The sequence below is a fragment of the Salmonella sp. 2018103 genome (genome assembly GCF_026247685.1).
In the GTDB taxonomy this organism is placed as follows: domain Bacteria; phylum Pseudomonadota; class Gammaproteobacteria; order Enterobacterales; family Enterobacteriaceae; genus Salmonella; species Salmonella enterica.
Genome location: NZ_CP111029.1, coordinates 2559024 through 2584548 on the forward strand (window position 1 = coordinate 2559024; position 25525 = coordinate 2584548).

25 protein-coding genes and 1 riboswitch are annotated in these 25525 nt (G+C 51.6%); of the genes, 12 read left to right on the top strand and 13 right to left on the bottom strand.

The genetic code is table 11. The annotated features are described in order from the left end of the window. Nucleotides 1-17 precede the first annotated feature (17 nt). Nucleotides 18-1619: a cyclic di-3',5'-guanosine monophosphate phosphodiesterase PdeD gene (pdeD, locus tag OLG56_RS12440; RefSeq protein ID WP_001192519.1), complete on the top strand. Its 1602-nt coding sequence runs from the start codon at nt 18-20 to the stop codon at nt 1617-1619. Between the two features lie 21 nt (nt 1620-1640). On the opposite strand, the gene yoaE is transcribed toward pdeD, so the two are convergent. Both yoaE and OLG56_RS22340 read right to left on the bottom strand, forming a co-directional pair. Beyond that, nucleotides 1641-3200: a CNNM family cation transport protein YoaE gene (gene yoaE / locus OLG56_RS12445; RefSeq protein ID WP_000421815.1), complete on the bottom strand. Its 1560-nt coding sequence runs from the start codon at nt 3198-3200 to the stop codon at nt 1641-1643. Further along, nucleotides 3188-3520 carry a protein YoaL gene (locus tag OLG56_RS22340; RefSeq protein WP_011233029.1) on the bottom strand — a complete coding sequence of 111 codons (333 nt, stop codon included), beginning with the start codon at nt 3518-3520 and terminating at the stop codon, nt 3188-3190. Before OLG56_RS22340 ends, yoaE begins: the two co-directional genes overlap by 13 nt. A gap of 152 nt (nt 3521-3672) precedes the next feature. On the opposite strand from OLG56_RS22340, the gene manX reads away from it, so the two are divergent. The 5 genes from manX to mntP all read left to right on the top strand — a co-directional run bounded on the left by manX (nt 3673) and on the right by mntP (nt 7851). Beyond that, nucleotides 3673-4641, top strand: coding sequence for a PTS mannose transporter subunit IIAB (gene manX, locus OLG56_RS12450; RefSeq protein WP_000150523.1), 969 nt, complete (start codon nt 3673-3675; stop codon nt 4639-4641). 52 nt (nt 4642-4693) lie between these two features. Beyond that, nucleotides 4694-5494: a PTS mannose transporter subunit IIC gene (manY, locus tag OLG56_RS12455; protein ID WP_000406918.1), complete on the top strand. Its 801-nt coding sequence runs from the start codon at nt 4694-4696 to the stop codon at nt 5492-5494. A 12-nt stretch (nt 5495-5506) separates the two neighbouring features. After that, entirely contained in the window at nt 5507-6358 is an 852-nt protein-coding gene (locus OLG56_RS12460) for a PTS mannose transporter subunit IID (RefSeq protein WP_001518647.1), read from the top strand. Nucleotides 6359-6416: 58 nt separating this feature from the next. Continuing rightward, the gene (locus tag OLG56_RS12465; protein ID WP_000156280.1) at nt 6417-6875 is read left to right on the top strand and encodes a DUF986 family protein; all 459 of its coding nucleotides are present in this window, start codon (nt 6417-6419) and stop codon (nt 6873-6875) included. 196 nt (nt 6876-7071) lie between these two features. After that, nucleotides 7072-7173: riboswitch (yybP-ykoY riboswitch) on the top strand. Nucleotides 7174-7284: 111 nt separating this feature from the next. Next, the gene (gene mntP / locus OLG56_RS12470) at nt 7285-7851 is read left to right on the top strand and encodes a manganese efflux pump MntP (protein WP_001518359.1); all 567 of its coding nucleotides are present in this window, start codon (nt 7285-7287) and stop codon (nt 7849-7851) included. Here mntP and rlmA read toward each other — a convergent pair. The 6 genes from rlmA to mgrB form a co-directional block, all read right to left on the bottom strand. Next, nucleotides 7848-8657 (bottom strand): 23S rRNA (guanine(745)-N(1))-methyltransferase, encoded by an 810-nt coding sequence (rlmA, locus tag OLG56_RS12475; RefSeq protein WP_061377497.1) that lies wholly within the window; start codon nt 8655-8657, stop codon nt 7848-7850. The two genes, mntP and rlmA, sit on opposite strands and share 4 nt — an antisense overlap. Nucleotides 8658-8722: 65 nt before the next feature. Then, entirely contained in the window at nt 8723-10468 is a 1746-nt protein-coding gene (gene ftsI2, locus OLG56_RS12480; protein ID WP_000730322.1) for a peptidoglycan DD-transpeptidase FtsI2/PBP3(PARA), read from the bottom strand. A gap of 219 nt (nt 10469-10687) precedes the next feature. After that, the gene (cspE, locus tag OLG56_RS12485) at nt 10688-10897 is read right to left on the bottom strand and encodes a transcription antiterminator/RNA stability regulator CspE (RefSeq protein ID WP_001062678.1); all 210 of its coding nucleotides are present in this window, start codon (nt 10895-10897) and stop codon (nt 10688-10690) included. Nucleotides 10898-10909: 12 nt separating this feature from the next. Further along, the gene (locus tag OLG56_RS12490; protein ID WP_061377498.1) at nt 10910-11059 is read right to left on the bottom strand and encodes a DUF2627 domain-containing protein; all 150 of its coding nucleotides are present in this window, start codon (nt 11057-11059) and stop codon (nt 10910-10912) included. 648 nt (nt 11060-11707) lie between these two features. Next, a complete protein-coding gene (locus OLG56_RS12495) occupies nt 11708-11995 on the bottom strand; it encodes a YebO family protein (protein WP_001000660.1) in 288 nt (95 codons plus the stop codon). A 70-nt stretch (nt 11996-12065) separates the two neighbouring features. Beyond that, nucleotides 12066-12209, bottom strand: coding sequence for a PhoP/PhoQ regulatory lipoprotein MgrB (mgrB, locus tag OLG56_RS12500; RefSeq protein ID WP_000714547.1), 144 nt, complete (start codon nt 12207-12209; stop codon nt 12066-12068). 157 nt (nt 12210-12366) lie between these two features. Between mgrB and yobH the strand changes: the two genes are divergently transcribed. Continuing rightward, a complete protein-coding gene (gene yobH / locus OLG56_RS12505) occupies nt 12367-12606 on the top strand; it encodes an invasion protein YobH (protein ID WP_001236780.1) in 240 nt (79 codons plus the stop codon). Between the two features lie 211 nt (nt 12607-12817). On the opposite strand, the gene kdgR is transcribed toward yobH, so the two are convergent. Then, nucleotides 12818-13609: a DNA-binding transcriptional regulator KdgR gene (kdgR, locus tag OLG56_RS12510; protein WP_001262195.1), complete on the bottom strand. Its 792-nt coding sequence runs from the start codon at nt 13607-13609 to the stop codon at nt 12818-12820. Nucleotides 13610-13784: 175 nt separating this feature from the next. Here kdgR and OLG56_RS12515 point away from each other — a divergent pair, with 175 nt between their 5' ends. After that, a complete protein-coding gene (locus OLG56_RS12515; protein ID WP_000416128.1) occupies nt 13785-15158 on the top strand; it encodes an MFS transporter in 1374 nt (457 codons plus the stop codon). A gap of 47 nt (nt 15159-15205) precedes the next feature. Here OLG56_RS12515 and htpX read toward each other — a convergent pair whose 3' ends face one another. The 4 genes from htpX to msrC all read right to left on the bottom strand — a co-directional run bounded on the left by htpX (nt 15206) and on the right by msrC (nt 19629). After that, nucleotides 15206-16087, bottom strand: coding sequence for a protease HtpX (gene htpX, locus OLG56_RS12520; protein WP_000984498.1), 882 nt, complete (start codon nt 16085-16087; stop codon nt 15206-15208). A gap of 192 nt (nt 16088-16279) precedes the next feature. Further along, a complete protein-coding gene (gene prc, locus OLG56_RS12525) occupies nt 16280-18328 on the bottom strand; it encodes a carboxy terminal-processing peptidase (protein ID WP_001091241.1) in 2049 nt (682 codons plus the stop codon). A gap of 19 nt (nt 18329-18347) precedes the next feature. After that, a complete protein-coding gene (gene proQ / locus OLG56_RS12530; RefSeq protein WP_000431401.1) occupies nt 18348-19034 on the bottom strand; it encodes an RNA chaperone ProQ in 687 nt (228 codons plus the stop codon). Between the two features lie 97 nt (nt 19035-19131). Beyond that, nucleotides 19132-19629: a free L-methionine (R)-S-oxide reductase MsrC gene (gene msrC / locus OLG56_RS12535; protein WP_001518229.1), complete on the bottom strand. Its 498-nt coding sequence runs from the start codon at nt 19627-19629 to the stop codon at nt 19132-19134. Nucleotides 19630-19757: 128 nt separating this feature from the next. On the opposite strand from msrC, the gene yebS reads away from it, so the two are divergent. The 4 genes from yebS to OLG56_RS12555 all read left to right on the top strand — a co-directional run bounded on the left by yebS (nt 19758) and on the right by OLG56_RS12555 (nt 25514). Further along, a complete protein-coding gene (yebS, locus tag OLG56_RS12540) occupies nt 19758-21041 on the top strand; it encodes a membrane integrity lipid transport subunit YebS (RefSeq protein ID WP_001207293.1) in 1284 nt (427 codons plus the stop codon). After that, nucleotides 21010-23643 carry a PqiB family protein gene (locus OLG56_RS12545; protein WP_001542507.1) on the top strand — a complete coding sequence of 878 codons (2634 nt, stop codon included), beginning with the start codon at nt 21010-21012 and terminating at the stop codon, nt 23641-23643. The genes yebS and OLG56_RS12545 overlap by 32 nt, the downstream gene beginning before the upstream one ends. A gap of 77 nt (nt 23644-23720) precedes the next feature. Then, on the top strand, nt 23721-25160 hold the full coding sequence (gene rsmF / locus OLG56_RS12550) for a 16S rRNA (cytosine(1407)-C(5))-methyltransferase RsmF (RefSeq protein ID WP_001633706.1): 1440 nt from the start codon (nt 23721-23723) through the stop codon (nt 25158-25160). Nucleotides 25161-25277: 117 nt separating this feature from the next. Then, nucleotides 25278-25514, top strand: coding sequence for a YebV family protein (locus OLG56_RS12555; protein WP_024131167.1), 237 nt, complete (start codon nt 25278-25280; stop codon nt 25512-25514). Nucleotides 25515-25525 lie beyond the last annotated feature (11 nt).

Consider the following 25525-nt stretch of genomic DNA (forward strand, 5'->3'; position numbering starts at 1 on the left):
CTTATTGGGCGGCCCGCATGCAAACAGCACAACGGATCATCAATCATTATCGCCGTAATCGTTTCATTGTTTGCACGATTTGTGCACTGGTCACGCTCATTCTTACGCTGAGCATCCGATTTATTTCGGAGCGGAACTTAAATCACCATCGCACGGTTGCATTCGCGAATCATGCCGTTGATGCGCTGGATAATGTGCTGCATCCTCTCCTGGTCGGACGAAACATACTGCTACCCTTACTTGAGCTTCCGTGCGCGACCGCGCATTTGCCGTTGCGTAAGCAAGCCGCCCGCCTGCAAACCATTCGTTCTATCGGGCTGGTAAAAGAGGGAATTCTCTACTGCTCAAGCATTTTTGGCGCCCGTAACACTCCCATACGCCAGCTTCAGCCCGATCTTCCCGCAGCTGGCGATCTGCTGCTACTTTCCACGGACCAATCGTTACTCAAGGGAAGCCCGATCCTCATTCAGTGGTATCCCGCCTCTGCCGATGGCCAGGATGGCGTGATGGAAATTGTGAATATTGACTTGCTGGCGACTATGCTACTTGAGCCGCAGCAGCCGCAAATTACCAGCGCCAGCCTGACGGTCGGCAAACGGCACCTGTTATATGGTCGGGGCGTGGTCGATACTCTTCCGGAATTAAAAAAAGATGAAGAGCGTTACCAGCTTTCATCGCGGCATTTCCCTTTTACTATCAGCGTCAGCGGGCCGTCGGCAGGCGTACTGGCGTTCAAACATCTCCCGACGCAGTTACCGCTGGCCGTATTGCTTAGCCTGTTGATCGGTTATATCGCCTGGCTGGCAACGGCCAGCAGAATGAGCTTTTCCTGGGAGATTAATCTGGCCCTTGCCGAACGGGAGTTTGAGCTATTTTGTCAGCCGTTGCTTAATGCCCGCACGCAGCAGTGTACCGGCGTTGAGATCCTGTTACGCTGGAATAACCCGCGCCAGGGCTGGATCTCACCGGATGTTTTTATTCCTATCGCCGAGGAGCATAACCTGATAGCGCCGCTGACCCGCTATGTGATTGCGGAAACCATTCGGCAGCGGCACTACTTCCCCATCAACCATCAGTTTCATATCGGCATCAATGTGGCGGCAAGCCATTTCCGACACGGCGTGCTTCTCAAGGATCTTAATCAGTACTGGTTTAGTGCGGAACCTGTTCAGCAACTGGTGCTGGAGCTCACGGAACGCGACGCGTTGCTTGACGTTGATTACCGCCTGATGCGCGAGCTGCATCGTAAAGGCGTGAAGTTAGCCATCGATGATTTTGGCACAGGAAACAGCTCGCTCTCCTGGCTGGAAAAACTGCGGCCGGATATTTTGAAAATCGATAAATCCTTCACCGCCGCCATCGGTACCGATGCGGTCAATTCAACGGTGACCGATATTATTATCGCGCTGGGGCAAAGACTGAATATTGAACTGGTGGCGGAAGGGGTCGAAAACCAGACGCAGGCACAGCATTTGCGCCAGCATGGCGTGCAAATGTTACAGGGCTATCTCTATGCGAAGCCGATGCCCATTAGCGAATTTCCACAGTGGCTGGCGGGCAGCGCGCCGCCGCCCGCCCGGCATAACGGACAGATTATGTCCGCGATGCCGCATCTATAGACTTGATTCCTGCGTGTGACGTTATTCCTCTTCGTCGTGGGCAGGCTGTTCTTTAACAATCCGAACCAGATCGACACGATAGTCGTTGGCCTCGACAATGGTGATCCGCAGGGGCGGAACATCAATGACATCGCCTACACGAGGAATATGGCCATTAGCGGCGATCACTAACCCCGCGACCGTCGCAATATCGCCCTCTTCGTTCACCAGATGGTCAACTTCCAGCGCCTGCTGTAGCGCATGAAGATCGGTGCCGCCCTTCACTATCCAGCCCTCGGCATCGGCAACGATTTCCGGCGTTTCATCGGCATCCGGGAACTCACCGGCAATCGCTTCCAGCACATCCAGCGGCGTAACCAGCCCCTGCACCACGCCGAACTCGTTAGTGACGATAACGAAACTGCCGCGCGCGCGACGCAAAACGCCTAACAGATTGATAGGATCAAGCGTTTCCGGCACCACTATCGCCGGAGAAGACGCGGCGATAGCCGCAACGTCCGCGCCCTCTTCCAGCGCCACCAGCAACTCTTTCGCCCGAACGATACCGATAATTTCATCCAGCTCGCCCCGACATACCGGGAACAGGCTATGCGGAGAAGAGAGTAACTGCTGACGGATTTCAGCTACGCTGAGATTCGCATCCACCCAACTAATTTCGCCTCGCGGCGTCATAATGCCGCGCAGGGAGCGCGACGCCAGAGTCAGTACGCCGTTAATCATGTAGCGTTCTTCTTCGGCGAAGGCGCCTTCCGACACCGATATCGCGGCCGGGCTATCCGTCTCATGTTGTGTACTCGCCTGACGTTTACCGCCCATCAGACGCAGGATAGCGTCCGCAGTACGCGCGCGCAGCGGCAACGTGGACTGATGACGAATAAAGTTGCGGCGCGCAATCTGGTTAAACACCTCGATAACGATCGAGAAACCAATTGCCGCGTACAGGTAGCCTTTCGGAATATGGAAACCAAACCCTTCCGCCACCAGGCTCAGGCCGATCATCAGCAGGAAACTCAGACAGAGCACCACCACCGTCGGATGCTGGTTGACAAAACGGGTCAGCGGTTTTGACGCCAGTAGCATCACCGCCATCGCAATCACCACCGCCGCCATCATAACCGGCAGATGGTTTACCATACCTACCGCCGTAATCACGGCGTCCAGCGAGAAGACCGCATCCAGGATGACAATCTGCGTGACTACCACCCAGAAGCTCGCATAGCCTTTACCGTGTCCGGTGTCATGCTCGCGGTTTTCCAGACGTTCATGCAGCTCGGTGGTCGCTTTAAACAGCAGGAATATACCGCCCAGCAGCATAATTAAATCGCGGCCGGAGAAGGTAAAATCCCAGACGGTAAAGAGTGGCTTTGTTAAGGTCACCAGCCACGAAATAATGGACAGCAGCGCCAGACGCATAATCAGCGCCAGCGAGAGCCCGATAAGACGCGCTTTGTCACGCTGCTTTGGCGGCAATTTATCGGCGAGGATCGCGATAAAGACCAGGTTATCGATACCCAGGACAATTTCCAGGACGACGAGCGTGAGTAAACCCACCCAAATTGAGGGATCCATTAATAATTCCATGACAAGCTCCTGCTTAAGGAATGACTAAACGGCGCCCACAACATCTCAAAGGATGCAGGCGGTAACGCAATAAACAAAGTAAGGCTATGGCAAGATATGCCAGATTGACAGGCGCAAAACGGCCAAAGAGTGAAATGACGTCGGTGACGATCCATACAACGGGCTGCTGCCCTATACCCCATTCTAATTAAACGGAAGCTAAACATAACAGAGACAACTGGTTTTTGGCAAAGATTTACCTTCCTTTGCAAAGAGATGTAACCGGGATATTTTACACTTCGAAATTTCTCATTATCGAAAACAAAATTACGGATCTCCATCACACAAAATATTTTTTTCGATATCTAAAATAATTCACGAAAATCATGCGTTTTTCGTTGTAACCCTCATCTGAATCGATTCGCTTGCGGACGGCGATTCAAAAAATACATCTGTCAAGTTGATGTGTTGACAATAATAAAGGAGGTAGCAAGTGACCATTGCTATTGTTATAGGCACACATGGTTGGGCTGCAGAGCAGTTACTTAAAACAGCCGAAATGCTGTTAGGCGAGCAGGAAAACGTCGGCTGGATCGATTTCGTTCCAGGCGAAAATGCCGAAACGCTGATCGAAAAGTACAACGCTCAGTTGGCTAAACTCGATACCAGTAAAGGCGTGCTATTTCTCGTTGATACATGGGGAGGCAGTCCGTTTAATGCTGCCAGCCGCATTGTCGTCGATAAAGAGCGCTATGAAGTTATTGCCGGCGTCAACATCCCGATGCTGGTCGAAACGTTTATGGCTCGTGACGACGATCCAAGCTTTGACGAGCTGGTCGCACTGGCGGTAGAAACCGGTCGTGAAGGCGTAAAAGCGTTGAAAGCGAAACCGGTAGAAAAAGCCGCGCCAGCGCCAGTCGCCGCCGCGCCAAAAGCGGCCACGCCGGCAAAACCGATGGGCCCGAATGATTATATGGTTATCGGGCTTGCCCGTATTGATGACCGTCTCATTCACGGTCAGGTCGCTACCCGCTGGACCAAAGAGACCAATGTCAGCCGTATTATTGTTGTGAGCGATGAAGTGGCGGCGGATACCGTACGTAAAACGCTGCTGACGCAAGTTGCGCCGCCGGGCGTTACGGCGCATGTGGTTGACGTCGCGAAGATGATTCGCGTCTACAATAACCCGAAATACGCTGGCGAACGCGTGATGCTTCTGTTTACCAATCCTACCGACGTCGAGCGCATCGTTGAGGGCGGCGTGAAAGTCACCTCCGTGAACATTGGCGGTATGGCCTACCGTCAAGGTAAAACGCAGGTGAACAACGCCGTTTCCGTCGATGAAAAGGATATCGAAGCCTTTAAAAAGCTCAACGAGCGCGGCATCGAGCTTGAGGTGCGTAAAGTTTCCACCGATCCGAAACTGAAAATGATGGATTTAATTGCCAAAGTGGCGAAATAACCGCCGGCATTTAATTAGCTTTCACACTTAAGATAGCAATAGGAGAAGTACAATGGAGATTACCACTCTTCAGATTGTGCTGGTGTTCATCGTCGCATGTATCGCAGGTATGGAGTCGGTACTTGATGAATTTCAGTTCCACCGTCCGCTGATCGCCTGTACCTTAATCGGCGCCGTTCTGGGGGACATGAAAACCGGTATTATCATCGGCGGTACTCTGGAAATGATCGCTCTGGGCTGGATGAACATCGGTGCTGCCGTTGCGCCTGATGCCGCACTGGCGTCCATCATCTCTACCGTTCTGGTCATCGCCGGGCATCAAAGCATTGGCGCCGGTATCGCGCTGGCGATTCCGCTGGCGGCGGCAGGCCAGGTACTGACCATTATCGTTCGTACCATCACCGTGGCATTCCAGCACGCGGCGGACAAGGCGGCTGAAAACGGCAACCTGACGGCGCTCTCCTGGCTGCACGTTTCTTCTCTGTTCCTGCAGGCAATGCGTATCGCTATCCCGGCGGTTATCGTTGCCATCTCCGTAGGCACCAGCGAAGTACAGGGAATGCTGAATGCGATTCCTGAAGTCGTCACAGGCGGTCTGAACATCGCCGGCGGCATGATCGTCGTGGTTGGTTATGCGATGGTTATCAACATGATGCGCGCAGGCTACCTGATGCCGTTCTTCTACCTCGGTTTCGTCACCGCGGCTTTCACAAACTTCAACCTGGTCGCACTGGGTGTCATCGGCGCAGTGATGGCTATTCTTTACATCCAGCTGAGCCCGAAATACAACCGTGTAGCGGGCGCGCCTGCAGCGGCTGCTGGCAATAACGATCTCGATAACGAACTGGACTAACAGGTGAGCGAAATGGTTGATATGACTAAAACTACCACCGAGAAAAAACTCACTCCGAGCGATATTCGCGGCGTATTTCTTCGTTCTAACCTGTTCCAGGGGTCATGGAACTTCGAACGTATGCAAGCGCTGGGCTTCTGTTTCTCTATGGTGCCAGCGATTCGTCGCCTGTATCCGGAGAATAATGACGCGCGTAAACAGGCGATTAAACGTCACCTAGAGTTCTTTAACACCCACCCTTACGTTGCGGCGCCGGTACTGGGCGTGACCCTGGCAATGGAAGAAAAGCGTGCGAACGGCGCAGAGATTGACGATGGTGCTATCAACGGTATCAAAGTCGGTCTGATGGGACCGCTGGCAGGCGTCGGCGACCCTATCTTCTGGGGTACCGTCCGTCCGGTATTCGCGGCGCTGGGCGCAGGTATTGCAATGAGCGGCAGCCTGCTTGGTCCGCTGCTGTTTTTCATCCTGTTTAACCTGGTGCGTCTGGCGACCCGTTATTATGGCGTGGCTTATGGCTACCGCAAAGGCGTCGATATCGTTAAAGATATGGGCGGCGGCTTCCTGCAAAAACTGACTGAGGGGGCGTCAATCCTCGGCCTGTTTGTCATGGGGGCATTGGTTAACAAGTGGACGCATGTGAATATCCCGCTGGTGGTCTCCACCATCACCGGTCAGGATGGTCAGACACGCGTTACCACCGTGCAAACCATTCTCGACCAGCTGATGCCGGGTCTGGTTCCGCTACTGTTGACCTTTGCCTGTATGTGGCTGCTGCGTAAGAAAGTTAACCCGCTGTGGATTATCGTGGGCTTCTTCGTCATTGGTATCGCCGGCTACTCCGTAGGACTGCTGGGCCAGTAAGGCTGTTGTACACTACCGGGGCCAAACGGCCCCGTTTTTTTATTTCTCTGGAGGATAAATGACTATCACGGACCTGGTGCTGATTCTCTTTATTGCCGCATTATTGGCTTACGCTCTCTACGATCAGTTCATCATGCCCCGTCGCAATGGCCCCACGCTGCTTTCTATAGCCCTGCTTCGCCGTGGTCGCGTAGACAGCGTTATCTTCGTTGGGCTGGTCGCCATCCTTATTTATAACAACGTAACCAGCCACGGAGCGCAGATGACCACATGGTTATTAAGTGCGCTGGCGTTAATGGGGTTTTATATATTCTGGATCCGCACGCCACGGATCATCTTTAAACAACGTGGCTTTTTCTTCGCCAATGTCTGGATAGAATATAACCGTATTAAAGAGATGAATTTATCGGAGGACGGCGTACTGGTGATGCAATTAGAACAACGACGCTTGCTTATCCGTGTACGCAATATCGACGATCTGGAAAAAATATATAAGCTTCTTATTGAAAATCAATAACATAAGATATAGCCTCAACTATGTTTTTCGAATTTTATTTCGAATCATAATATAGCTAAGGCTATATTTTCTATTGACCAATTGTTATTTAATTTAACGTTTTATTGATGAATAAATCTAAATGAAAATCGTTTTCAATTAGAAGACAAATAATATTTTATCGCTGTTGTTTTATATTCTAAAAATATGTTAATGTTGCGCCGTCAATTGGGGAGTAGCCGATTTCCAGACTCCGGAAATGTACGCGTCAACATACTCGTTGCAAAACGTGGCGCGTACGGACCAGCCGCCGCTGGTCAGGCGAGACCATAGGCGCATCAACTGCTGTGTATTTCGTCACAGAACGGCGACATGCATGTTTGCTGGGGGCAGTGATGTGTTTAATGGATACCCCGGTCAGGACGTTGTCATGCACTTTACTGCTACTGTTCTTCTCGCTTTCGGCATGTCGATGGATGCTTTCGCGGCATCAATTGGCAAAGGCGCCACCCTACATAAACCCAAATTCTCAGAAGCGTTGCGTACCGGCCTTATCTTTGGCGCGGTTGAAACGCTGACCCCGTTAATCGGCTGGGGGCTGGGGATATTGGCGAGTAAATTCGTTCTGGAGTGGAACCACTGGATAGCCTTTGTTCTGCTGATCTTTCTGGGCGGACGCATGATCATCGAAGGTATCCGCGGCGGTAGTGATGAAGACGAAACACCGTTACGCCGCCACAGCTTTTGGCTATTAGTCACGACGGCTATCGCGACCAGCCTCGATGCGATGGCGGTTGGCGTCGGTCTGGCGTTTTTGCAGGTAAACATCATCGCTACCGCATTAGCTATCGGTTGCGCCACGCTTATCATGTCCACCCTCGGAATGATGATCGGTCGCTTTATCGGCCCAATGCTGGGTAAGCGTGCTGAAATTCTCGGCGGGGTCGTACTGATAGGAATTGGCGTCCAGATCCTCTGGACGCATTTTCACGGTTAACGGTTACGCTGCCAGAGATGAAGGTTGAAATCCGTCTGGCAGCTAAGTCCGGTGCTGGCAGCCAGTTGTTCCCACACTTCTGGCCTGGCGCGCCAGGCAAATGGCGTCATTTGCAACAGTGCTACAGCCGCTTTGGCGGTGAGCTGCATGTGATAAGCAAGGCGGGTACTCTGCTGCAATGTGAATCCGTCGAGCTGCTCGGTATACGGCGCATGTAAACGCACCTCATCATAAATGAGCCCTTTTAGTTCCATCAGATGATGCGGCCCCGGCGTGGCGGTAACGACCCAACCACCAGGTTTCACCACACGCGCCAATTCCTGCGCCTTACACGGGGCATAGATTCTGATCACCGCATCCATTGACGCATCGGCAAAGGGCAGTCGATGGCTTGACGCCACACAAAACTTCACCTGCGAATAGCGCTTCGCCGCCGCTTTGATCGCCGTTTTAGCAACGTCCAGTCCAAACGTGGTGACTTCCGGCAACGCCTCGGCAAAAGCGTGAGTGTAATACCCCTCGCCGCAGCCAATATCCAGAATCGCCGTGGCCGACTGATCCAGCCGCTCGCGCAACAGGTTAATCACGGCATCGCGCAGCGGCTGATAATGGCCCGCATCAAGAAACGCTCTCCGCGCCTGCATCATTTCGGCACTGTCGCCCGGATCGCGCGAACGTTTATGCTGTACCGGCAGCAGATTGATGTAGCCCTCTTTCGCCACATCAAACTGATGGCGCTGTGGACATATAACGCTGTTATTAATCTGCGTAAGCGGCTGATGGCAAAGCGGACAGGTAAACGACATGACAACTCCGGACTGGGGCGCTAAAGGGCGCAAGTGTAACGCGAATTGCGCCCCGGGAAAATCCTTTACGAGCCCGGAACCGCAACGTGGCTGCCATGCATCACCAGAAGGTGATCTGAATCGGCTGGCATACCATCTGGCTCAACATTTTCCAGCCGCAGCACATCGCCCATGATCTGGCTGAATACGGGCGCAGATACCGCGCCGCCATAATAAGCCCCATTTTGCGGATTATTAATCACCACCACCAGCGCAAATCTGGGGTTACTTGCCGGCGCGACGCCTGCGGTATATGCCACATACTTATCGACGTATTTACCATCATCGCCAATTTTTTTCGCCGTCCCGGTTTTGACCGCAATACGGTAGTCTCTTACTGCGGCTTTTGTTCCGCCGCCGCCAGGCAACGCAACGCTCTCCATCATATGTTCCACCTCGTGCACCAGTTCTTCCGGCATTACCCGCGTGCCGATCACGGGCGGATCAACTTTGGTGATCGATAACGGACGGTAGATACCAAAGCTGCCAATCGTGGCATAAACATGCGCCAGTTGCAGCGGCGTCACCATTAATCCATAGCCAAAAGCGAAGGTAGCGCGATCTAAATCACTCCAGTAACGGCGTTTCGGTAATAACCCGCTGCTCTCTCCGGTGAGACCCAGTCCGGTAGGCACGCCGAAACCAAAGCTTTTATAAGTATCCATTAATTTCTGCACCGGCATCGCCAGAGAAAGGTGAGAAACGCCGGTATCGCTGGATTTTTGCAAAATGCCGGTTAATGTCAGTTCCGGGTAGTAACCGACGTCGCGGATACGGTGTCCATCAAGAGTAAAAGGATGGGTATCGATCACGCTGTCCGGCTGCACGATGCCCTGCTGTAACGCAGTCATAATGACCAATGGCTTCACAGTAGAACCGGGTTCGAAAGTATCGCTAATCGCGCGGTTACGAAAATCGTCCAACTGCGCGCCTTCACGGTTGTTCGGGTTGAAATCCGGGTAGCTCGCCATTGAGAGAATTTCACCCGTTGGGATGTTAATCAATACGGCAGCGCCGGATTCCGCTTTGTTCCAGATGACTGCGTTATCCAGCGCATCTTCGGTAACCGTTTGCAGACGTTCATCAATGCTAAGCTGAAGTTCATGAGCAGGAACCGGATTCACTTCCGTAATGTTCTCAATAACGTGACCAAATTTATCTTTACGCACCAGTCGGGAGCCCGGTTTTCCCGTCAGTTGCGCGTTAAAGCTCTTTTCAATACCTTCTATTCCCTGCCCGTCGATATTGGTAAAGCCGATCAAATTGGCCGCTACGTGTCCGGCAGGGTAAAAACGGCGCGACTCTTCCCGCAGGTTAATACCCGGTAGATTCAGTTTATCTATCCATTCGGCTTGCTGGGGTGAAACCTGGCGCGCAAGGTAGATAAAACGGCCTGCCGGGTTACTGTTTACCCGTTCCGCAAGCGTACTGAGCGACAGATGCAGGGCGCTGGCCAGCGCCTGCCAGCGCTCATTGTAGCCAACGCCGCCTTTGCTTATGATAGTCTTCGGATCGGCCCAGACAGCATTAACCGGAACGCTCACCGCTAAGGGCCGCCCTTCTCTGTCGGTGATCATGCCGCGTGGAGAGGCCGTGGTCACTTCACGAAGCGAGCGCATATCTTCTTGTTTCACCAGTTTCGACGGCGTAACAATTTGCAGCCATGCCACCCGCCCTAACAACAATGCCATACTGAGCAGAATGGCAGTGCAAAGTAGTGCAAAACGTATGGGCGTAAAATTACGGGTATCGCCGTCGCTTTTCTTTTTCACCTGATCTCCAGCCGAATCATTTTTCAGGTGATTGATTTAACGGGAAACGGCCGGAAAAACCAGAAAAAACAATGCTAATAACATCGCGCCTTTGCAACAAATCGCTAACGAGAGCGCATCCAGACACATTTTGAAGGATATTGAATTAAAAAGCCCCGCTTTTAGCGAGGCTTTATATCTGAGGCTGACGCGACAAACGCATCAAATCAGTGGTGTCGATCAGATAGCTGTTACGTTAACAGCAGCCGGACCTTTCTGGCCGTCCTGAATTTCGAACTCAACGTTCTGGCCTTCAGCCAGAGTTTTGAAACCATTGCCCTGGATAGCGGAGAAGTGTACGAACACATCTTTGCTGCCGTCAGCCGGAGTAATGAAGCCAAAACCTTTGGATTCGTTGAACCACTTAACTTGACCTTTAATCTTTGCCATTTGCAAAATTCCTTAGAGTGTTTTCTTTGCCCGTAGGCATAACATAGATAAAACTGAGACATTACTGCTTGAGGCACTAATATAAGGTTCGGCAGAGAAGCGGTATTCAACGTCAACGTGTTTACTCAGGACTTCTTTACTGAAAATGAAAATGCCACACATGAACAGAACTGTACCTCGTTTAACCCAAAGCCTGTTATCACATACAACGTTAATTATGGCAAGCCATTTTTAAACGTGTCTCGATCCGTCGCACAAATTACGAGAACCTTCACAAATTGACAGCACGTTTATGCAACAAAGTTGCGAAAGATATATCCTCACGCGCTGACGGACTCCTGACAACGTCACTGCTGAAAAGCCATTTTTCTACCATAGCTCAATAACTTCGCTTCTTCCAGTGCATCAAATCACATTTAAAAGCTGTATTTTTCATATCACTTTTTATGCTGAGTTATGCATAAATTGTCACAATGATAAAAAACACCTTTTAATCAAAATAATAGAAAAGAAAAGCGATTTTCGACACCGCTTTTTGTGATGTTCTGCGTCTTTACAGAATGCCTTAAAATAATGAACAAACAATGACAATCCATAAAGAGAGAGAAACGTTTCGCTTTTAATAGAGAATGAGCGGTATCACAAAAATGCCATATGTCCTTTTGTTATACATATAAAACTATGTTGCATATAAAGCCATACATTATGTAAGGCGTTGATGCCGTAGTATCAGTTGCAAACGGCAACGCGGAGTGATCCGACGGGGAAATGGGGCGTATGGCACTGGCGCCATTTGCGCCCCGGTAAGCATTATCGTTCAGCAACCAGACGAATGATGTCCTCATCCTCTTTTGGTTCGCTTGCCGCTGTTGCGGGTTCCGCTTCTTTTTCTGGTTCGTTTGCTTCGCAAAGACGGCGTAACAACGCGTTTTGCCGCTTCTGTTGATCCAATAACGCTTCGAGCAATTCTATCTGCTCGTTGGCACGGGAACTTGCCCGGTTGACAAAGAACCAGAGCGCCAGCCCCACCACCAGAACCACCATTGATACTATTAAAGATGCAAGAGAAAACGCACCAGAGTTTAAAACGTCGTTCATTTCACCACCTCGATGTAGAGACGTCATTCTACCACTGCTACACGGGAAGGAAATCTCTGGTGTAAAACGTTTACCAGGGAATAAATTTATTGATGGCGCAAATACCGCTGAAAAATTGTACATCCTGATCGCACATGATATTAAACACCTGCGCCCACAGCAACAGGCATACTACCACCACGATGCCGAGGACGACCCATCGAAATTTTTTCACTCCACTCTCCGATCTTACATCTTATGTCGCTAAATTATCATGAATTACTTAAACCAGGAGTAACTGTAGCGGCATTATATGTTTTTAGGAATGATTCACTTGTTTCAATCAATGTACACGCTACTCTTATTCTAACTAAAAAAGAAAAGAGGTAGTAATGCGTTTGATCATTCGCGCAATTGTATTGTTTGCCCTGGTGTGGATAGGCCTGCTGATGAGCGGCTATGGCGTCCTGGTGGGAAGTAAAGTGAACGCTGCGGGGCTGGGTTTACAGTGCCATTACCTGACCGCACGCGGCACCAGCACGGCGCAATATCTCCATACCAACAGCGGCATTATTGGCTTTTCCGACTGTCCCATTTTCAGAAAAATCGCCACCGTGGTGGATAATGGCTAAGCGGCAATAAATAATTTCACAGTGAAACTATCGCCAATAATTCCCCTATATTGGCTGTTGTTCATAAGTACTGTTAAATAATATTTTAATAACCGTTAAATAAGCCGACAGATATTATCTACTTTTACGATTTCATCCCACCCGATGTTATAAAAAAAGCAGCTACATTTTTCGTAGCTGCTTTTTTTTAACGTCATGCTAATAACGTTGCTTAGAAGGGATAATCGTTGTAACCCATTTGTTCAGAAATTTTACGCGCGGCGGCGTGTAACATAGCCACATATTCCTGTAGGCGTTCTTCTGAAAAACGCAGCGTCGGGAACGAAATGCTTAACCCTGCGATGACTACGCCAAAACGGTCAAATACCGGTACGCCGATACAACGTAACCCTTCTTCCTGTTCTTCGTTATCTTCACCGTAGCCTTGCGCACGCACTTCATCCAACAGCGGCAGCAACGCCTCAGTGCTGGTAATCGTGCGTCCCGTGCTTTGCTTATACTCAACGCCGTCGAGAATCTGCTTAACCTCATCACGGTCGCGCCAGGCCAGAAGCACTTTACCGATGGCCGTACTGTACAGCGGATTACGACGCCCAATACGTGAGTACATCCGCAGATTGTACATAGAGTCAATTTTATGGATATAGACAATGCTGTCTTCATCCAGCGCGCCAAGATGGATAGTTTCTTTTGTCAGACGAGACAGTTCACGCATCTGAATGTCCGCACTGCGGATGAGATCAACATTTTGCAAAGCTCGTGCGCCCAGCTCAAACAGCTTTAGCGTCAGAGAGTATTTTTCAGACTCCCCTTCCTGAGCCACGTAGCCCAGCGTTTTCATGGTTTGCAAAAAGCGATAAACGGTGCTTTTCGACATCATGACGCGCTGCGATAGCTCGGTAATCCCTATTTCACGCTCTTCACCCAGCGCCTGCAGAATGCCGAAAACTTTCAGCACAGAAGATACAGAATCAGGCTGCTTATCCAGATCTGCGTTTGCCATTTATCACCTCATTACGAGCGTTTTATAAAATTCAGAACGAGTTTTTATTATAATTTCACGCCAGGTCGCCCGCAATCCATCTTTGCTTACTTCGTTACAAATCTGCGACATAACAACTCAGTATTAATGCTAACATTATTATTCAGCTCATAATTCCCCTTATTACAAAATACTTATGGAAAAAACACGGGCCGATGGCCTGCCCCTCCCGCAGAGATACGGCGCTATCCTGACGATTATTATCGGTATTTCGATGGCGGTTCTGGATGGCGCAATCGCTAATGTCGCGCTGCCAACCATTGCGACTGATTTACATGCCTCCCCTGCCAGCTCTATCTGGATTGTCAATGCGTACCAAATTGCCATTGTCGTCTCACTGCTTTCCCTGTCTTTTTTAGGCGACATGTTTGGTTATCACCGGATCTATAAATGTGGTTTAGTGGTATTTCTGCTTTCATCATTGTTTTGCGCGCTTTCAGACTCGCTGCAGATGCTGACGCTGGCGCGCATCGCGCAGGGATTTGGCGGCGCGGCGCTAATGAGCGTAAACACGGCGCTGATTCGTCTTATCTACCCCCAGCGTCATCTGGGACGAGGCATGGGAATTAACTCTTTTATCGTCGCAGTCTCTTCCGCCGCGGGTCCGACAATCGCCGCGGCGATTTTGTCCATCTCATCATGGAAATGGCTGTTTCTGATTAATGTCCCGTTAGGTATCATCGCGTTAATTCTGGCCATACGCTTTTTACCAGCAAACATCGCCCATGACACTAAACCGCGCTTTGACTTACCGAGCGCGGTAATGAATGCGCTCACATTTGGCCTGCTGATTACCGCATTGAGCGGATTTGCCCAGGGACAGTCGCTAACGTTGATTGGCGCAGAGCTGCTCGTTCTGGTCGTGGTCGGGTTTTTCTTCGTGCGCCGCCAGCTTTCTTTGCCCGTCCCCTTGTTACCCATCGACTTGTTACGCATTCCGCTTTTTTCACTCTCGATCGGCACGTCAATTTGCTCGTTCTGCGCGCAAATGTTAGCCATGGTCTCGCTACCTTTTTATCTGCAAACCGTGCTGGGCCGTAGCGAAGTAGAAACCGGCCTGTTATTGACGCCCTGGCCACTGGCAACGATGGTGATGGCACCGCTGGCGGGATACCTGATAGAACGTCTTCATGCCGGTTTGCTGGGGGCGCTGGGAATGGTGATAATGGCAGCCGGGTTGTTTGCGCTGGTCATGTTGCCAGCCTCCCCCTCCGATCTGAATATTATCTGGCCGATGATCCTTTGCGGCGCAGGGTTTGGCCTGTTCCAGTCGCCGAATAATCACACCATTATCACTTCCGCGCCGCGTGAGCGCAGCGGTGGCGCCAGCGGGATGCTGGGCACGGCGCGACTGTTAGGCCAAAGTACTGGCGCCGCGCTGGTAGCGCTGATGTTGAACCAGTTTGGCGATAGCGGTACGCATCTTTCGCTGCTCGCAGCGGCGATCCTGGCGACTCTCGCGGCGGTAGTGAGCGGTTTACGTATTACGCAACCACGCGTTCAGGCGTAAAAAAAGCGCGTCATTCGACGCGCTTTTCATACTTGCCAGTGGGCTTATTATTTCAGGTACTCGCCGCTACGCAGCGCTTCAATGCGTTTATCCAGCGGTGGGTGCGTCATAAACAGCTCGCTTAACGATTTCGATTTACCGTTAATACAAAACGCCATCATGCTGGTCGCTTCTTGCGGCTCGTAGCTGGTTTTCAGGCGCTGCAACGCGGCAATCATTTTTTCACGGCCAACCAGCTTCGCCGATCCCGCATCGGCATGAAACTCACGGTAACGGGAGAACCACATGGTGATAATGCTCGCCAGAATACCGAAGACCAGTTCCAGCACCGTCGCAACGGCGAAATAGATTAGCGGATTACCGTTACTTCCTTCGCCCTCATCACGGTTGCCGCCCAGAAAACCAGCGGCAATTTGCGCGATAATGCGCGAAATAAAGATAACGAAGGTGTTAACCACCCCCTGAATCAACGTCATCGTCACCATATCGCCATTGGCAATATGGCTGATTTCATGCGCAATGACGGCTTCCGCTTCGTCAGGGCTCATGTTTTGCAACAAACCGGTGCTCACAGCGACCAATGAGGCGTCACGGCGTGCGCCCGTCGCAAACGCGTTAATGTCCGGCGCATGGTAGATAGCAACCTGCGGCATGGCGATACCGGCCTGGCGCGCTTGCGTTGCTACGGTGTTCATCAACCAGCGTTCTCTTTCATTGCGAGGCTGTTCAATAACTTCCCCTCCTACGGATTTTAACGCCATCCATTTGGACATCAGCAATGAAATAAAAGAACCGCCAAAACCAAACAGCAGCGCCATGATCAGCAAGCCTTGCACGCTGCTCGACTGTATCCCTGTCAGGCTCAGAACCAGCCCGAAAACGACCATCACGGCCAGGTTCGTCAGCAGGAAGAGCGCGATTCGCATCATAATTTTCTTTTAACCTCAATTTAACAAAGCGCACTATGCGATTACCCACATCGTATGGGTCTTATGGCTATTTTCAAGCATCACCAGGCGGTAAGTCACGAGAAAAACACAACTTTACATTTTGTAGCATTATCCTGACGACTTCTGCGCTTGTTAAAAAAAACAGGCACAATTTTTTGTGCCTGTTTAGCGTTACTTATTGGCAGCCGCCTGCTCCGCTGGTTTTTCTTTTTCAAGATGCGCCAGATCCAGAGCAATCTTCACCGTTTCATCAAGGTACGGGTCCGGCTCCTGGTAATCCTTTGGCAGATCGTCCAGTTTCTTCAGCAACGGTTTACCCTCACGTTTAAACCGATCGTTAATACGCGCCAGACGCAGAGCGTCTTCTTCATTGTTCTCTTTCTCACGCTGCGCATAATTCAGAGAGACAATGTTGCGCTTATCCTTCATGGCATTGAAACGTGCGATATCCTTCATGATGTACTGGAACTCAGGATCTTTGGCGATACGCGCGTTGTGTTCTTTCAATAATTCCGGGCCAAACGGGGCCAAATCATCCGATTTCACGTACTTCGCCGCATCAATGCTATCCCACGGCAAGGCGTTATCTTCAAATTTTTCTCCGGTTTCCGTCTCTTCATTGCCAGTCGGCATGATGATATCCGGCGTGACCCCTTTACGCTGCGTACTACCGCCGTTGACACGGTAAAACTTCTGAATGGTGTACTGCACCGAACCCAGCGCAGGCCATTCCGGGCGAAGCATCTGATCGTAAATTCGGTTTAGCGAACGATATTGTTGTACCGTCCCTTTACCGAAGGTCGGCTCACCGACAATCAGCGCGCGCCCATAATCCTGCATCGCGGCAGCAAAGATTTCCGATGCCGAGGCACTGAAACGATCGACCAGCACCACCAGCGGGCCTTTGTAGTAGACCACGCCGTCGGTGTCGCTATCCTCACGCACTTTGCCGTTATTGTCGCGCACCTGAACTATCGGACCAGAAGGGATAAACAGACCGGAAAGCGAAACGGCTTCCGTCAGCGCCCCGCCGCCGTTTGAACGCAGATCGATAACGATGCTGCTAACGTTCTGTTTTTCCAGCTTCTGAAGCTGAACTTTGACATCATCGGTCAAGCCAACATAGAAGCCTGGAATATCCAGTACGCCAACTTTTTCCTTGCCGACGGTTTTCACCGACATTTTAACCGCGCGATCTTCAAGACGAATCCGTTCACGCGTCAGCGTGATAATACGCGTTTTCGTCCCTTTGCCAGCCGGCAGTATTTCCAGTCGGACCTTGCTGCCTTTTGGCCCTTTGATCAGCGCCACCACATCGTCAAGACGCCAGCCAATGACGTCGACCATCGGTTTTCCGGCCTGCCCTACGCCAACGATACGATCGCCGACGCTAATCGACTTACTCTTCGCTGCCGGGCCGCCGGCGACCAATGAGTTAATGACAGTATAATCGTCATCCATTTGCAGCACCGCGCCGATACCTTCCAGAGACAGGCTCATTTCGGTATTAAACTGCTCGGTATTGCGGGGAGAAAGATAATTCGTATGCGGGTCGATTTCACGCGCAAAAGCGGTCATCGCCAGCGAGAACACATCTTCACTGTTGGTCTGCGCAAGGCGACGAATAGCGAATTTGTAGCGACGCGTCAGCGTTTCGCGAATTTCTTTGTCGCTCTTGCCGGTGAGTTTCAGACTGAGCTCATCGAATTTCACTTTACCATCCCACAGCGCATTTAGCTCAGCCTCATCTTTCGGCCAGGGCGCTTTACTGCGGTCCAGGTTAAACGTATCGTTTCCGGTGAAATCCATTGGCCGTTCCAGCACTTTTAGCGCGTACTGGTAACGTTCAAACCGGCGCTTTTGCGCCAGGTTATAAAGATCGTAAAAAACATCCAGCTTACCCGTGCGCAGCTCATCGCCCAACACGGTTTTCTTTTTCGCAAACTGCTCGACATCGCTCGCCAACAAAACGTTGTGGCTATAGTCGAGAAGATTCAGATAGCGATCAAAAATCTTTGCCGAAAATGCCTCATCCAGATCGAACTGGCGATAATGGGAGCGGGTAAAACGCGACGTTACGCGCTCGCTCACCGTCGCATGTTGCGTCTCTTCCTTTAATACGGGAATTTGATCGGCACGCGTAATATCTTCCACGGCGAAGGACTGGCCTGCTAATGCAAGCAGGCCAGCTAACGCGGTAAGCCTAAAAAAAGTGTTCATGCCAGGCCTGGCCTCCGTTTCAGAACACCAGGTGTTCTGCGCGTACAATCAAAGACATACCCGAATTCAGCTGTACACGGACACCATCTTTGGTGATTTCTAATACGGTGGCATCCATCGCATTATTACCCGCTTTCACCTTGAGGGACTGCCCTACGGTCAATACTGAAATATCAGAAACCGGCGTGTGCTTCTCTTCGCGAGGCGCACGCGGCGCTTTCGTCGTCGGTTTATCAGCGCGAGGTTTACGTTCAGCGCCTTCTTTACGACGCGCTACCGGGCGAGGTTTACGCTCGCGTCGCGGCGCGTCTTCTTTTTCGCCAGCCGCCGCGGCAGCTTCGCGTTTTTTCGCTTGCTGCTCTGCGCGCTGCGCCTGAACACGGGCTTTGGCTTCTTCAAGCTGCTTACGCGCATGTTCGACATGCTGTTCTTCCAGCTCGCCGCACGGATTGCCATCAAGGTCGACGCGCGTTGCGCCCGGCTTAACGCCGTACAGGTAACGCCAGCTTGAAGTATAAAGACGTAAAGCGGAACGAAGTTGCGTTTTGCTGAGGTTCATTTCGCCCCCAACTCGCTCTACCAGATCCTGAAAAATACCAATTTTCAGCGGGCGAGCTTCGCCTTCCGCACTAAAACAGTGAGGAAAACGCTCGGCCAGAAACGCGATAACTTCTTTACTGCTATTCAACTTAGGTTGATTTTCCATGAAATTTCCTGATTACAACGGACGTAGCCAACAAGCAGCAGGCATGAACAGGCGTCATTATAATGACGCCATCAGTAATTGCTACGTTATCCGTTGATTATCCTGCGACGCTCGCAAAGAATTTTTTGTAATCCGTCGTTGCAAGCACGGTTTCAAGCTGTGCGACCAGCGTACGCAGGCCGTGTTCATCTTCTTCGGTAAAACGGCCAAACGCCGTGCTATCTATATCCAGCACGCCGATAATCCGTTCGCCAACCGTGACAGGCAGCACAATTTCGGCGTTGCTGGCGGCATCACAGGCAATATGGCCGTCAAACGCATGAACATCATCAATACGTTGAACCTTATTCTGCGCTACCGCTGCGCCGCACACGCCGCGACCAACCGGAATCCGCACACAGGCGATTCGCCCCTGAAACGGCCCCAACACCAGCGTATCGCCTTCGAGGAGATAAAATCCTGCCCAGTTCACCTCGGTAAGACGTTCGAACAGTAGCGCGCTGGTATTCGCCAGCGTGGCCAGAAAGCTGGTTTCACCTGCCATTAACGACTGAAAATCGCGGTTTAACGCCGCGTATAGTTCTGTTTTGCTCATTATATAATCACTTCGTGGTCTTACTCCTAAACACAGGCTATTAAAATAAGCATTAAATGCGTTCTTGCTCAAGATTATTCCTGTCATGAGTTAAGATTACATTATTCTAACACTTTGATTCACGATACATGGCTCTGAATACCTCACACGTCACGCCAACAAAAAAGCTAACGATCAGGTCAATTAGCGAAGCGCTGCCGCGCAGCCACTACCAGCGCTGCCCTGAATGCGACATGCTGTTCAGCTTGCCGGAGATGAGCGCTCATCAAAGCGCTTATTGTCCTCGTTGCCAGGCCAAAATTCGCGATGGGCGCGACTGGTCGCTGACGCGGCTGACCGCGATGGCGGTAACCATGCTGCTATTGATGCCGTTTGCCTGGAGCGAACCGTTACTCCATATCTACCTGTTGGGCGTACGCATTGATGCCAATGTGATGCACGGCATCTGGCAAATGACGCAGCAGGGCGATCCGTTAACCGCCGCAATGGTGCTCTTTTGCGTGGTGGGCGCGCCGCTTATTCTGGTTTTTTCAATTGCTTATCTGTGGTTTGGCAGCCTTCTCGGCATGAATCTGCGTCCAGTCCTGCTGATGCTGGAAAAACTGAAAGAGTGGGTGATGCTGGACATCTATCTGGTCGGTATTGGCGTTGCCTCTATCAAAGTGCAGGACTATGCCTTTCTGCAGCCGGGCATCGGGCTTTTAGCATTCGTCTCGTTGGTGGTTCTTAGCATTCTGACTATGATTCATCTGAATGTGGAGCAACTATGGGAACGATTTTATCCGCAGCGCCCTGCTCAACGTGCGGACGAAAGATTGCGCGTCTGTCTTGGCTGCCACTTTAGTGGCTATCCGGATGCGAAAGGACGATGCCCGCGTTGTCATATTCCGCTACGGTTACGCAGAAAACAGAGCATACAGAAGTGTTGGGCGGCCTTGCTGGCGTCTATTGTCTTTTTGCTGCCGGCAAACCTGCTGCCTATCTCGGTAATCTACATTAATGGCGGGCGTCAGGAAGATACTATCCTGTCTGGCATTATGTCGCTTGCCAGCAGCAATATCGCCGTCGCCGCCGTCGTTTTTATCGCCAGTATTTTGGTGCCGTTTACCAAAGTCATCGTGATGTTTACGCTACTGTTGAGTATCCATTTTAAATGCGAACAGGGACTGCGGACGCGAATTCTGTTGCTGCGTCTGGTGACATGGATAGGCCGCTGGTCGATGCTGGATCTTTTCGTTATCTCGTTAACCATGTCTCTGATTAATCGCGATCAGATTCTGGCTTTTACTATGGGACCGGCTGCGTTTTATTTCGGCGCAGCGGTAATTTTGACTATTCTTGCAGTGGAATGGCTGGATAGCCGCTTACTTTGGGATGCACATGAGTCAGGAAACGCCCGCTTCGAAGACTGAAGCGCAAATTAAAACCAAACGCCGTATTTCACCTTTCTGGCTGCTACCGCTTATCGCGCTAATGATCGCAGGGTGGCTAGTATGGGATAGCTACCAGGATCGCGGCAATAGCGTGACTATCGATTTTATGTCGGCGGACGGTATCGTACCGGGCCGTACTCCCGTGCGTTATCAGGGAGTAGAAGTCGGCACCGTGGAAGATGTCAGTCTGAGCAAAGATCTGCGCAAAATTGAAGTTCGCGTCAGTATCAAATCAGATATGGAAGATGCGTTGCGCGAAGAGACGCAATTCTGGCTGGTGACGCCCAAAGCCTCGCTGGCGGGCGTTTCCGGCCTGGATGCGTTGGTCGGCGGGAATTACATCGGTATGATGCCAGGTAAAGGTAAGCCCAGAGATCATTTCGTCGCCCTGGATACACAGCCTAAATACCGGCTTAGCAACGGCGATCTGATGATTCATCTCAATGCACCGGATCTCGGTTCGCTTAATAGCGGTTCACTGGTCTATTTCCGTAAAATCCCTGTCGGACGGGTGTATGACTATTCGATTAACCCTAACAAACAAGGCGTGACGATTGACGTTCTAATTGAGCGACGGTTTACCGATCTGGTGAAAAAAGGCAGCCGTTTCTGGAATGTCTCCGGCATTGACGCCGATCTAAGCCTGAGCGGCGCGAAGGTGAAACTGGAGAGCCTCGCGGCCCTGGTCAATGGCGCGATTGCGTTTGACTCGCCGGACAATTCCAAACCCGCCGCCCAGGATGACACGTTCGGCTTATATAAAGATTTAGCCCACAGCCAACGAGGGGTAATCGTTAAACTTGAGCTGCCCAGCGGAGACGGTCTGAAGGCGGAATCTACGCCGCTCATGTACCAGGGACTGGAGGTGGGTGAGCTTTCTAAACTGACGCTCAACCCTGGCGGTAAAGTCACCGGAGAGATGACCGTCGATCCCAGCGTTGTTCCGCTGATGCGGGAAAATACGCGTATTGAGTTACGCAATCCCAAACTGTCGCTAAGTGACGCGAATATCAGTTCGTTGTTAACCGGAAAAACCTTCGAGCTGGTGCCGGGCGACGGCGAACCGCGCAGTGAATTTGTGGTGGTGCCGGGTGAAAAAGCCCTGCTGCATGAAGCGAATGCCTTAACCCTGACGCTGACAGCCCCGGAAAGTTACGGCATCGAACCGGGCCAGCCGTTAATTTTACATGGTGTAAAAATTGGCCAGGTCATCGAGCGCAACTTATCCAGTAAAGGCGTGTCATTCACCGTCGCGATTGAACCGCAGCACCGGGATTTGGTACAGGGCGACAGTAAATTCGTGGTCAACAGCCGGGTGGATGTTAAAGTCGGCCTTGACGGCGTAGAGTTCCTCGGCGCCAGCGCCAGCGAGTGGATTGACGGCGGAATTCGTATTTTACCCGGTACGAGCGGGAAGATGAAATCCACCTACCCGCTCTATGCTAACCTGGAAAAAGCGCTGGAAAATAGCCTCAGTGACTTACCGACTACCACCCTGACGCTGACGGCCGAAACGTTGCCGGATGTCCAGGCAGGTTCCGTCGTGCTGTATCGAAAATTTGAAGTAGGCGAAGTCATCACCGTTCGCCCACGCGCCAATACCTTTGACATCGACCTGCATATTAAGCCGGAGTATCGCCACCTGTTAACCAGCAATAGCGTGTTCTGGGCGGAAGGCGGCGCGAAGGTGCAACTTAACGGCAGCGGCCTAACGGTACAGGCCTCGCCACTCTCCCGCGCGCTGAAAGGGGCCATTAGTTTTGATAACCTGAGCGGCGCCAGCGCCAGCCGGCACAAAGGCGATAAACGCATTCTTTATGCTTCAGAAACCTCCGCTCGCGCGGTAGGCGGACAAATTACGCTGCACGCGTTCGACGCCGGAAAACTGGCGGAAGGGATGCCAATTCGTTACCTCGGTATTGATATCGGCCAGATCCAGACGCTGGAATTGATCACCGCACGTAATGAAGTGCAGGCAAAAGCCGTACTTTATCCGGAGTATGTACAGACATTTGCCCGCGCCGGAACACGTTTTTCCGTTATTACGCCACAAATTTCCGCGGCGGGCGTCGAGCATCTGGATACGATTCTCCAGCCCTATATTAACGTTGAGCCAGGACGCGGCGCGGCGCGGCGCGACTTTGAACTGCAGGAAGCCACGATTACCGACTCACGCTATCTGGATGGGTTAAGCATCGTCGTGGAGGCGCCAGAAGCAGGCTCGCTTAATATTGGCACCCCCGTCCTGTTCCGCGGTATCGAAGTGGGAACCGTCACCGGAATGTCCCTGGGGTCGCTCTCCGATCGCGTGATGATCACCTTGCGCATCAGTAAGCGTTACCAATATCTGGTGCGTAATAACTCCGTATTCTGGCTCGCCTCCGGCTATAGTCTCGACTTTGGTCTAACAGGCGGCGTGGTGAAAACGGGAACATTTAATCAGTTCATCCGTGGCGGTATCGCCTTCGCTACTCCACCTGGTACGCCGCTGGCACCAAAAGCGCAAGCCGGTAAGCATTTCCTGTTACAAGAGAGCGAACCGAAAGAGTGGCGTGAATGGGGTACCGCTCTGCCACGTTAAACACCAGGCTCCGGCGTACTCGCGCCGGAGCGTTTTATGCTACACTGCGCGCCTGTTTTTTTGCCGGCGATACACCTGTGGCTCAACACGCTGTCTATTTTCCTGACGCTTTTCTGACGCAAATGCGTGAAGCAATGCCTTCCACGCTCTCTTTTGATGAATTTATTTCGGCCTGCCAACGCCCGTTGCGCCGCAGTATACGCATCAATACGCTTAAAATATCCGTGGCTGATTTCCTTGCCCTAATCGCGCCCTACGGCTGGTCGCTCACGCCAATTCCGTGGTGTCATGAAGGATTCTGGATCGAGCGCGATGATGAAGAGGCATTGCCGCTTGGCAGTACCGCTGAGCATTTAAGCGGCCTGTTTTACATTCAGGAGGCCAGTTCGATGCTGCCGGTCGCGGCCCTGTTCGCCGATGGTAATCATCCGCAGCGGGTCATGGATATGGCAGCGGCGCCTGGTTCCAAAACCACGCAGATCGCTGCCCGCATGGGGAACCGCGGCGCCATTCTGGCCAACGAATTTTCGGCCAGCCGCGTCAAAGTTCTGCACGCTAATATCAGCCGATGTGGAATCGCCAATACCGCACTGACGCATTTCGATGGCCGCGTATTTGGCGCTGCGTTACCGGAGATGTTTGACGCTATCCTGCTGGATGCGCCCTGCTCTGGCGAAGGCGTAGTACGTAAAGATCCTGATGCGCTAAAAAACTGGTCGCCAGAAAGCAATCTGGATATCGCGGCGACACAGCGGGAACTGCTCGACAGCGCTTTTCATGCTTTACGACCCGGCGGCACGCTGGTCTACTCCACCTGCACGTTAAATCGCCAGGAAAACGAAGCGGTCTGCCTCTGGCTGAAAGAGACCTACGCCGACGCCGTTGAATTTTTGCCGCTGGGTGATCTGTTTCCTGACGCTGACCGCGCCCTCACCCCGGAAGGCTTCCTGCACGTCTTCCCGCAAATTTACGACTGCGAAGGATTCTTTGTCGCACGTCTGCGTAAAATGTCATCCCTTCCAGCCATGCCCGCGCCGGGGTATAAAGTGGGGGCGTTTCCTTTTACCCCCCTCAAAGGCCGCGAAGCATTACACGTTACCCAGGCGGCCAACGCCGTCGGACTGCTATGGGATGAAAATCTCCATCTTTGGCAGCGTGAAAAAGAGGTCTGGCTGTTCCCGGCAGAGATTGAATCACTGATCGGAAAAGTCCGTTTTTCCCGGCTCGGTATTAAGCTGGCTGAAAGTCATAATAAAGGCTATCGCTGGCAACATGAGGCGACGATAGCCCTTGCCTGCCCGACTCATGCTCACGCGTTCGAACTTTCTGCGCAAGAGGCGGAGGAGTGGTATCGCGGTCGGGATATTTATCCGCAAACACCCCCTGCCGCTGATGATGTCCTGGTGACGTTCCAGCATCAGCCGCTTGGTCTGGCAAAACGTATCGGTGCCAGAATAAAGAACAGTTACCCGCGTGAACTGGTACGTGATGGCAAACTCTTTACTGGTAATAGTTAAAAGGCGCACAAAAAAACCGCACTTTTTGACTGGCGCTTTTGCGTACGTTGACTACGCTGAAAAATGGACGGCTAAACTGGTCGTACCACAATTAGCGTATTAACGGAGAGCACGATGATGAAAACCAGTGTGCGCATTGGCGCTTTTGAAATCGACGATGCCGAATTACATGGCGAATCGCCGGGGGAGCGAACGTTAACTATCCCCTGTAAATCCGATCCGGATTTATGTATGCAACTGGACGCCTGGGATGCCGAAACTAGCGTTCCCGCCATTCTCAACGGGGAACATTCCGTTTTGTTCCGTAATCATTACGATCCTAAATCTGATGCCTGGGTCATGCGTCTTGCCTGACTCAAAAAGAA